Genomic DNA, 10,092 nt, shown 5'->3' with positions numbered 1-10,092 from the left:
TGATGTTGATCGCGGCGGAACGGCCACCTTTCCAATCCTTCTTGGAAGGACCATCGACCGTCTTCTGGGTCGCGGTGTAGGAGTGGATCGTGGTCATGAGGCCTTCAGCGATGCCGAAACCTTCCTTGAGGAGCACGTGGACGATCGGCGCAAGGCAGTTGGTGGTGCAGCTCGCGTTGGAGATGATGTGATGCTTGGCAGGATCGTAGAGATTGTCATTCACGCCGACGACGAAAGTGCCGTCCTCGCCCTTCGCAGGAGCGGAAATGATGACCTTCTTGGCACCGGCGGTGATGTGGCCCTTGGCTTTTTCAGCTTCGGTGAAGAGGCCGGTGGATTCGATGACGACATCGACGCCGAGCTCTTTCCAAGGCAGACCTTCCGGGCTGCGAGCGCTGACCACTTTGATTTCGTGGCCGTTGACGACGATGATGTCATCCTCTTCAAGCTCAGGGGAGGACTTCTTCGAGGAAACGGTGCCGCTGAATTTACCCTGCGTGGAGTCGTATTTGAGCAGGTAGGCGAGGTTGTCCGCAGGAACGATGTCACCGACGGCGGCAACATTGAAGGTGGTTCCGAGGTGGCCTTGTTCGACGAGGGCACGGAATACAAGGCGGCCGATGCGGCCGAATCCGTTGATGGCGATGGTGGTCATTGCAGTATTTGAAAATACCGATGCGGCTCTTCCGCCCGGCGGCGGGATTGTGCATGCGGAATGCCAAGCGTCAATCTTCAGGGTAGAATCCTTGGAAAAACGGCCATTTTGCGTCGATCACTCTCATTTTCCGGGTATGGAAGCTACCTCATGGCGAATCGAGCATTTCTCTGGCGTGAAATACGATGATCTCAGCCTTCGTAGCGTTCGCCCGATCGATCCAATCCATCATGAGCCCGCTAAAACCCACTCGACGTCGTTTTCTCGCCTCCGCAGCAGCCACCACGGCGATCGCGGGTTTTCCGAACATCCTCCGCGCCCAGGGCGGAACGAACGCCGTTTTGAAAATTGGCCTCATCGGCGCTGGAGGCCGCGGCACGGGTGCGGCCAGCCAGGCGCTCACCGCGGATCCGAATGTGAAACTCTGGGCCGTCGGTGATGCGTTTCCCTCACAGATCACTAACAGCCTGCATAACCTCGCGAGCTTTGGCGACCGCATCGATGTCCCGGAAGCACGCCGGTTTTCCGGGCTGGACGCCTATCAGAAAGTTCTTGAAAGCGGTGTCGATGTCGTGCTGCTCACCACCCCGCCGGGTTTCAGGCCGATGCATCTGCGCGCCGCCGTCGAGGCGGGCAAACATGTTTTCGCGGAAAAGCCGATGGCTGTTGATGTCGCGGGGGTGAAATCAGTCGTCGAGTCCGCACGCATCGCCAAGGAAAAGGGTACCACCCTGCAGCATGGATTCTGCTGGCGCTTTTCTCCTAACACCCGCGAAGGCTATGGCAAACTTCTCAAAGGCGAACTCGGCCGCCCGATTTCCGTTTACGGCACCTATATGGGCGCCGTGCCGAAACCCTCCACCTCCATCGACCAACGCAAACCGGAGTGGGCTGATGTCGAATGGCAGATCCGCAACTGGATGGGCCATGAGTGGCTGTCAGGTGGGCCCGTTCTCGAACAGTCGATCCACACCATCGACAAAATCGCGTGGGCGATGAATGACGTCGCCCCCATCGCGGCCCGCGGCGGCGGCGGACGGGCGCAACGCAGTGATGATGGAAATGTCTGGGATCATTACGAGGTGACCTTCGAATATCCCGGCGGAGTGTTCTGTCATCTCGGACAGCGCCAATTCCAAAATGCCTTCAGCGAAGTCGTCGATCGTGTTTTCTGCGATAAAGGAACGCTTGAAGCTCCAAGCCGCGTCCTTACCAAGGATCCAGAGGGTAAAGTCACCTGGGCCTATCGGGGCAGCGGCGACGACATGTATCAGGTCTGCCATAACGAATGGTTCGCAGCGATCCGCAAGGGCGAGCCCCTCAACACCGGCAACTACATGGCGAACAGCACCATGCTCGGCATCCTCGCCCGCGAAGCCGCCCACACCGGGCAACGCATCACTTGGGAAGAGCTTTGGAAAGCGAACCAGGACCTAGCGCCGGACACACTTGCGATGGGTGACAGTTTCCCGACGCAAGCGGTTCCTGTTCCCGGGAAATACACATTGGTCTAACCGAATACCGAATGAAGCGTCCTTATTCCGCGGCGATACTTTGCTGCGCAGTTTCCACACCGTGTTTATTTGCGGAAATTCCCCATCCGGAACTCCTGCCGACGACCCAGGCCATCCACGACTCCATCGCGAAAACACCCGACCCGGAGTCGGACGCGATGAAGTCTTACGTGGAGAAGCTCAAACTTGCAAACGACGCCCCGCTGGAGCTTGTTCCGATCCCCGGCGGCGAATTTCTGCTAGGCTCGCCCGACAAGGAACCTAACCGCAAGCCCGACGAAGGCCCTCAACGCAAAATCAAGGTCGAGCCATTCTGGATGGGCAAACTCGAAATCACCTGGAACCTCTACCGCCCGTTCATGGAAAACGGCAAGAACCGCAATAAGGATGGCACCCTCAACCGAGACTCCAACCTGACCACCTCCGAGCCACCTGAAGTCAAAGGCTCGGAAACGCTCAACGACACCATCACCCAGCCCACGCCACCCTACGTGCCGATGCATTTCCAGATGGGTGACGGTTATTCGAAGGATTATCCCGCCATCGGGATGACGCAACATGCTGCTAACAAGTTCTGCGAATGGCTCAGCGAGCAAACCGGGCATTTCTATCGGCTCCCGACCGAAGCCGAGTGGGAATACGCCTGCCGCGCCGGAACCACGACCGCCTATTCATTCGGCGATGATCCGGCACAACTGGGAGACTATGCGTGGTTTTCAGGAAACTCCGAATTCCAATATCAGAAAGCCGGCACGCCAAAACCCAATCCATGGGGACTATACGACATGCACGGCAACGTCGCCGAACACGTGATCGACCAATACCAAGCGGACTCCTATTCGAATCTCAAGGAAGGAGCGATCAACCCGTGGACGCCACCGCTCAACCGCTATCCCACCGTCGTCCGCGGCGGACATTGGGATTCCGATCCGGCGGATCTCCGCAGCGCGTCGCGAGTTGGCAGCAGCAAGGCGTGGAAAGTCGAGGATCCGCAGATTCCCAAGTCGATCTGGTATTTCACCAACGCCCCGTGGCTCGGCTTCCGAATCATCCGCCCGTTGAAAACCCCGTCGGCAGAGGAGATGCACCGTTTCTGGAACACCGGGCCGGGCGCGAGCGAATAGCTTGTTCCTCCTATTTTCAACCACAGATGGACACCGATAAACACGGATTCAAGAAAAGAGGAATCACTTCCAACCTCTTCATCCGTGTTCATCCGTGTCCATCCGTGGTTCTCTTTTCTTTCTTTCGATGCTTGCTGATTTTCATGTTAGCAACACCACTCCTTCAAACAACCCATGCCGAAGAGCTGACCTTCGAACGCGGCCTGATGGGCACCCGCTTCGCCATCACCTGCCATTCATCCGATCCTGAAATGGCCAAACAAGCGGCGGAGGCGGCGTTTGATGAAGCGGAACGGATCAATCAGGTTGCATCGGACTACATCGCCGACAGTGAGTTGTTAGCGATCAGCAAACATCCGGCGGGCACTCCGGTCACGGTATCCCCGCTCCTGTTCCGTTTGCTTTCCGAAGCACGAGACCTTGCGGAAAAATCCGGTGGCTCGTTCGACCCCACGCTGGGTCCCCTCACCCGCTTGTGGCGCGAATCCCGCAGGCGGAATCATCTGCCCGATCCGGCGACCTTGGAAAACGCACGCTCTGCCACCGGATGGAGGAACCTTGCACTGAATTCTGGAAATCTAACTGTCACTTTTTCGAAGCCGTCCATGCGACTGGATCTTGGAGGAATCGCCAAGGGCCAGTCGGCCGATGCCATGCTCGTCGTCATGAAAAACCATGGCATCCCGCGCACCTGCATCACCGCCGGTGGCGACATCCGGCTCGGAGATCCTCCACCCGATTCATCAGGCTGGAAAATCGGCGTCCGCACCTTCGACAACGACCACGACACTCGCATTCTCGAACTCGCCAACTGTGCGGTTTCCACGTCCGGCGATCTCCACCAATCCATCACCATCGACGGCACGCGCTATTCCCATATCATCGATCCCGCCACGGGCCTTGGACTGACCCGCGAAGTTGCGGCCACCGTCGTGGCGCCAACCGCCACTCTCAGCGACGCGCTCGCCACCGCTTGCTGCGCGGCCGCTGGCGGTAAAGCCCGTGCCATGGCCATTGCCGCGGGAGCCACCCATGTCTATCTCGAAGAACCCACCAATTAACACTGAAACCGGGTGCGATGCTTGACCTCCGCGCCATGATGCGCTTGAAACAGCCTCACTCTTTTCCCAATACCATGTTAGAACGTATCCTTGCCAAGCGCATCGTCCCCGTCGTCGTCCTGGACAAGGTCGAATCCGCCGAGCCTCTTGCCGAAGCGTTGCTCGCGGGTGGTCTCGACATCATGGAAATCACCTTCCGCACCGCCGCCGCCGAGGAGTCGATCAAACGCATCGCCGCCAGCTTCCCCGAGATCCTTCTGGGTGCCGGCACCTTGCTTGAAAAGGACCAGGTGAAACGCGCGAAGGATGCCGGTGCGGTCTTCGGACTCGCCCCCGGACTCAATCCCAACACCATCGCCGCTGCCAATGAGATTGGACTCCAATTTTCTCCGGGCGTGATGACGCCGAGCGATGTCGAGCAAGCGCTGTCGCTCGGCTGCAAGCTCCTCAAATTTTTCCCCGCCGAGGTCGCGGGCGGCGTCGATATGCTCAAGGCGCTCGCCGGACCTTACGGCCATACCGGTCTGAAATTCATTCCCACCGGCGGTGTCTCATCAGGTAATCTCGCCGCCTACCTCAAGCTCCCCGTAGTCGCCGCCATCGGTGGCTCGTGGATGGTGGACAAGCAACTCGTCAACGAAGGCAAGTGGACGGAAATCACCCGCATCACCCGCGAGGCACTTGCAGCAGCCGCAGCCGCCCGATAACCTCCGTCCATGATCACCGGCATCGAACTCGGCGGGACCAAGACTGTTGTCGCCATCGGCACGGAGGATGGAAGCATCATCGACGAATGTCGCTTCCCCACAACCCTGCCCGACGAAACGCTCGGCTTCGTGATCGATTGGTTGGGTGGACGCGGCCATCCAACCCATGTCGGCATCGCCGCATTCGGTCCCATCGGCATCGTTCCGGGACGCGAAGGATATGGGAAAATGCTCGCGACGCCGAAGCCCGGTTGGGCCGGTTTCTCACTCACCGACAAAATCGCCGCCGCGTTTCCGAATGCCCGAATTGCACTCGATACCGACGTCAATGCGGCGGCTCTGGCTGAATCCAAAATCGGTGCCGCGGCGGGAATGGACGATGTCGCCTACATCACCATCGGCACCGGCATCGGCGGCGGCATTCTATCAGGAGGCCTGCTGGTCCATGGCGCGCTTCATCCGGAATTCGGCCATCTCAAGGTGCCGCGGATGCCCGGCGATGACTACCGCGGAATCTGTCCGTTTCACCGCGATTGCCTCGAAGGCCTCGCCAGCGGTCCCGCCATCAAGGCGCGTTGGAAAAAGGCGGCCCACGAACTTCCCGCCAACCATCCGGCATGGGACATGCAGGCATGGTATCTGGCACACGGGATTCTCTCGCTGTTAGCCATCGTCTCGCCGTCTCGCGTCATCGTTGGTGGCGGAGTTTCGCAGGTGGATGGTTTGCATGCCCGCATCAACGCGCGACTGGAGGAAATCGCCGGCGGTTATTTCCCGGCTGCAATGGAACCAGGCTACGTCGTCGCGCCCGCGCTCGGGCAGGAAGCGGGAATCCGCGGGGCATTTTTACTAACATCTTTGTAAGAGAAAGAACCGCCGCTCCTTAAAATCGGACAAACGATCTGTTTGAATTTCATTTAACGGAAAAAGAAACCCGCCGCAGCGAAACCCATTACGCTGCGACGGTATTCCAACCCAAAAATCAGTTCGCTACTTGCGGCGGTGCGGCTCACTCCTCGCCTTTGACCCGGACGAACTTGCGCGTGCTATCGATAGGAACGATTGCCTCCTTGCGAATGTAGTCCGCGGAATAGAGACCGGTTTGGTCTGCGGCATTTCCAACGGTCACCGCGCTGGCGGGCCACGGGTTGTCGAGGAGGGTCGAGCTTTCCTGAAGGACGAAGGTGCCAACATTCCGCTGGCTCCAGCGAACGATCAGATTGTTTCCGGATTGCGTGCTCTGGCTTAGCGAGCCGTTGCTGGCGATCGGCGATGTGCCGAAAAGGTATTCGTTGAGGTTGCTGAAACCATCGCCATCCGGATCATCCGTGCGGTCGCGATCGGCGACATCAGGGATGACCATGGACCAGTCGTCGTAGCCGACCACCGGACTGCTTGTCACCACGAGACTCCCGGTGCCGGTGATGTGGGAGTTCGCAATGCCCGCCGCACCGTAAGTCCCGGCGGGCAACTGGACGCCACCGATGGTCAGCGCGTGGACCGTGTCCGAAACTCCGTGGGTGAGACGGAGCGTGGCAGTGGCGCCGATAAACACATTCGACGCATCCGCAAGGCTGGCGGCCCCCAGGATCAGTTCGCCCTGCTGGACGGTGGTGCTTCCTGTGTAGGTATTTGCAGCGGATAGAAGCATGGTGCCCGGACCGGTCTTCACGAGCGGGGAAACCAGCGGCACGAATGAGCTTCCCGCGTTCCTGATGATCGAACTGATGGTGAAATCGATATCGGTATTTCCCGTAACCTCGGCGACGGCGAAGGTGACGCCGTTGTTTCCCGCAGCTCCGGCTCCGAGGGAGATGCGGCTGTTGCCGCCCGCTACCGGCGTGGTGATGGAGGACGGAACCGAACCGCTAACAGTCACCGTCCCGACCAGACCGAGGTTGGTGTTGAAACCTCCTGTGGTGCTGCCTGCTCCCACAGTAATGGTGCCGCCGTTGAGAGTTAGATTGGGCAGGAACGCCACGAACGCGTTGCCCGTGACCGTTCCTCCGGCATTGACCACCAGAGAGGGAGAATAGATGGGAAGCTGGTTGCTGTTTCCTAAAGGTGCGGTGCCGTTGATGGCGAGAGTGGCACCGTTGTTCACCGTCACCACGTTGCCGGGAGCCATCTTTCCCACCGTGCAGGATTGTCCTTCCGCATCGCCCGCGCCGGCGCTGGCATTCACTAACAGTGATCCCGCATTGATCACGGTGCCACCTTCGTAGGAACTTGATCCACTGGCCAGCGTGAGCGAGCCGGAGCCGGTCTTGACGATACCGCCGACTCCGGTGATCGGGCTATTTGGAAGGACGAGATTCTGCGTGTCCTGATGGAACGTCAGAGCGTCGGAAACCGCATGGTTGATCGCGAGCTGACTGGAGAACGAGCCGAGATTTTCCAACAGAAAATTTCCATCGTTGATCGTAGTGGTTCCGGTGTAGGTGCAGGGACCGCTCAGGGTGACCAGTCCTTTCTGGTTGGAAACAAGGAGGAGACTACCCGCTCCGTTGCCGAGTCCGGCGATTCCGACTCCTCCTGTTCCGTTGCCGTTCAAGGTCAGGGTCGTGGAATTCTGAACGGCCGTGGCCGGCACCACAACGGTCAATGCCTTGCTATCGCTGTTATTCGACCACGACTGGTCTCCGCTGACGACCACCGAGCCCGAACCGTTGATCGTCGCACCCGAATTGGAAGCGGCATCGATTGTTAAACCACCAGTTCCGAGAGTGAGGATGGAAGCGTTGGTATCGATCGCCGTCGAGGTAATGGCGGTGGAGACGGGAACATTGAAGGTTACTCCGTTCACGGTGTAGGCCCCTTCCAGCTTCGTCGCAAGGACACCTGCGTTTCCGGTCGCGTTTGTGGCCGAGAAAATCACATCCGTGGTCGATCCGGGAATTTGTTTGGGATCGCTGAGACCGTTAGACGTGGTGGACCAGTTGCTTTTCGCGACGGCGAGGGCCGAGCCGTAGCCCCACACATTGGTCGGATCGGCGGGAGAGCCGGTGCCGCTCGCAAGACCGGTCCAATAGGCGGTGGCGGGTGTGTCATTTCCCGCGATAACTTTGAGCACGAGAGAATTGGCGGTCGGTGTTGACAGCGTGTAGGTGCTGAAACCCGGGGGCCGCGAACCAATGACGAAGTTCGATGCATTCAATCCGCCGGTAGAACTCACAAGCGTATAGTTTCCACTGATCAACGACTCGGCCGGGATCAGGCTGAGGTTGATGGTATTCACGCCGGTGACCGTGGCGGCACCGGTGACGGCGATCTGGTCGGTCAGGCCTGTTAGTAATTCGAAGTTCAAACTGGAGGAACTCAAACTGATTCCCGCTCCGGCGGTAAGAGTGTTCCAATTTCCGTCCGACAAACTGATCGCACCGGCGGATGCCAGTGGCAGTGAATGGGTGATGTTGCCCTGCAATTTCAAAGTCCCCGCAGCTCCGACGGAGATGCCGGTGTTACTCGTCAGGGCTACGTTGTTCAAAAGCAGGGTCCCGCCGCTGACAGTGACCGCGCCGGTTCCCAGAGAGTCCGACGATGAAGGAACAAGCGTGCCTGCCGTCACGCTGGTGGGGCCGGTGTAGGTATTGGTATTGGAAAGTGTCAGCGTTCCCGCTCCGTTTTTCGTCAAGCCCCCGTCGATGGCGTTGGCACTTGGCAGGACACTGTGGGTGAGCGCCTGCCCAACGGTAATATTGAAACTGTTGGTATCGAAAACAGCACCGTTGTCATGGACGTTCGCCGTGTTCAAGCCAGCCATGAAAGTTCCGTTCGACTGGTTGGGCTTCAGCGTGCCGCCGTTGAAATTGAACGTGGCGGAGGCCCCGGCGGTGTTCTTGGTGATCGCGGGAGTCGTCAGCGTCCCACCATTCAAGTTAAGCGTGCCCACGGCGGCGGTACTGGTCCCGGAGGCGAAATTGACACCGGCGGTGGTCGATTTGACGGAGATCGAACCGGTATCGGATAGAGTGACGGTGCCGGTGCCATTTTCAGCGAGCGCCATCCGACCGTTAGAATTCCAGGTGCCGCTGGAAACAGACAGAACCCCGGTGGACAAAGCGCCGCCGATGATGGTTTCACCGACGGTGCCTGTGGTCACCGTGCCACCCGTTACGTTGATGGTTCCGCTGCCGCTGGCCGTGCCGTTGCCAAAACCGGCGTAGATGTGACCACCTGTTGCGCTGGTCATGGTCAAGGCTCCGCCGGCTTTGACGTTCACAGTGCCCTTGCCCCAAAATCCCGTCTCGATTCTCCGGCCACCCACGCTGAGAAGTCCGCCGCTTTCCACGTTCACGGTGACATCGTCGGTCGTACCGGGAGCGAGTTGCAACAGGTAGGATGCGGCATCCGAGGTATTCGTGCGGGCCAAGGTTCCATTCACGTTGATGGTCGTCCCGATCCCGGCGAGTATGAAAGCTCCCGTCGAAGTGCCTCGAAGCGTGCCGCCCGAGGCAATATTGAGAGTTCCCGATGCGACGGTGGTCGTCCCCATGAGTGTCGACGCAGCAGTGCGTTCGACGATGACATTGGATCCGATGGTGCCGCTCTTGCCCGTCGCCACCAGCACGGGTCCAGACAGGTTGATCGTTTGCGCGCTGGCTGCGGAAAGCGTGTAACCGGAGTTGTTGAAGGTGAGCCCGCTGGTCGCCAGCGCCGTCCCCACGGTAATCGCATAAGGTCCACCATCAGCTCCACCAAAGATGGCCGAGTTCGTGGCGGTGGTGGCGTTGGTCTGGCTCCAGATGACGTTGGTCGTAGCGTTGTTCCAAACCGCGTTGCCCGCCGTTGTATTCCAGGTGCCTCCCCCCGGATCGATGGTGGCCCCGTTGGTCGTGTTTCCACTATCCCAAGTGAGAGCCGCCCCTTGGCTGAGTCCCACGGACGCGAGGCCGACGACAATGAATGAAATGATGCCGGCCGACGGCCGAAAATTTCTGAGTGTGGCGGGAAAACGGTATTTGGGTTTCATGGGTTTTCGATGGATTCGGGAGAAAAGGACCAAGGCCACCAGAGGGTGATCCTCTGAAA

7 protein-coding genes are annotated in these 10,092 nt (G+C 59.1%); 5 read left to right on the top strand and 2 right to left on the bottom strand.

From position 1 onward, the window contains the following. On the bottom strand, positions 1-655 hold a 655-nt coding region (locus ABIQ96_RS16030), incomplete at its 3' end, for a glyceraldehyde 3-phosphate dehydrogenase NAD-binding domain-containing protein (protein ID WP_348215627.1). 230 nt (positions 656-885) lie between these two features. On the opposite strand from ABIQ96_RS16030, the gene ABIQ96_RS16025 reads away from it, so the two are divergent. From ABIQ96_RS16025 to ABIQ96_RS16005, 5 genes are all read left to right on the top strand, one after another. After that, complete coding sequence (locus ABIQ96_RS16025; RefSeq protein ID WP_348215626.1) at positions 886-2,169, top strand: Gfo/Idh/MocA family oxidoreductase; 1,284 nt, start codon at positions 886-888, stop codon at positions 2,167-2,169. A gap of 11 nt (positions 2,170-2,180) precedes the next feature. Beyond that, the gene (locus ABIQ96_RS16020) at positions 2,181-3,293 is read left to right on the top strand and encodes a formylglycine-generating enzyme family protein (RefSeq protein ID WP_348215625.1); all 1,113 of its coding nucleotides are present in this window, start codon (positions 2,181-2,183) and stop codon (positions 3,291-3,293) included. 143 nt (positions 3,294-3,436) lie between these two features. Next, a complete protein-coding gene (locus ABIQ96_RS16015) occupies positions 3,437-4,354 on the top strand; it encodes an FAD:protein FMN transferase (protein ID WP_348215624.1) in 918 nt (305 codons plus the stop codon). Between the two features lie 74 nt (positions 4,355-4,428). Further along, a complete protein-coding gene (gene eda, locus ABIQ96_RS16010) occupies positions 4,429-5,061 on the top strand; it encodes a bifunctional 4-hydroxy-2-oxoglutarate aldolase/2-dehydro-3-deoxy-phosphogluconate aldolase (RefSeq protein WP_348215623.1) in 633 nt (210 codons plus the stop codon). A 9-nt stretch (positions 5,062-5,070) separates the two neighbouring features. Next, positions 5,071-5,925, top strand: coding sequence for an ROK family protein (locus ABIQ96_RS16005; protein ID WP_348215622.1), 855 nt, complete (start codon positions 5,071-5,073; stop codon positions 5,923-5,925). A gap of 145 nt (positions 5,926-6,070) precedes the next feature. On the opposite strand, the gene ABIQ96_RS16000 is transcribed toward ABIQ96_RS16005, so the two are convergent. Continuing rightward, entirely contained in the window at positions 6,071-10,033 is a 3,963-nt protein-coding gene (locus tag ABIQ96_RS16000) for an autotransporter-associated beta strand repeat-containing protein (protein WP_348215621.1), read from the bottom strand. Positions 10,034-10,092 lie beyond the last annotated feature (59 nt).

It is taken from the genome of Luteolibacter sp. (assembly GCF_039920825.1).
Lineage (GTDB): Bacteria > Verrucomicrobiota > Verrucomicrobiia > Verrucomicrobiales > Akkermansiaceae > Luteolibacter.
This window is presented reverse-complemented; position numbering and strand designations above follow the sequence as displayed.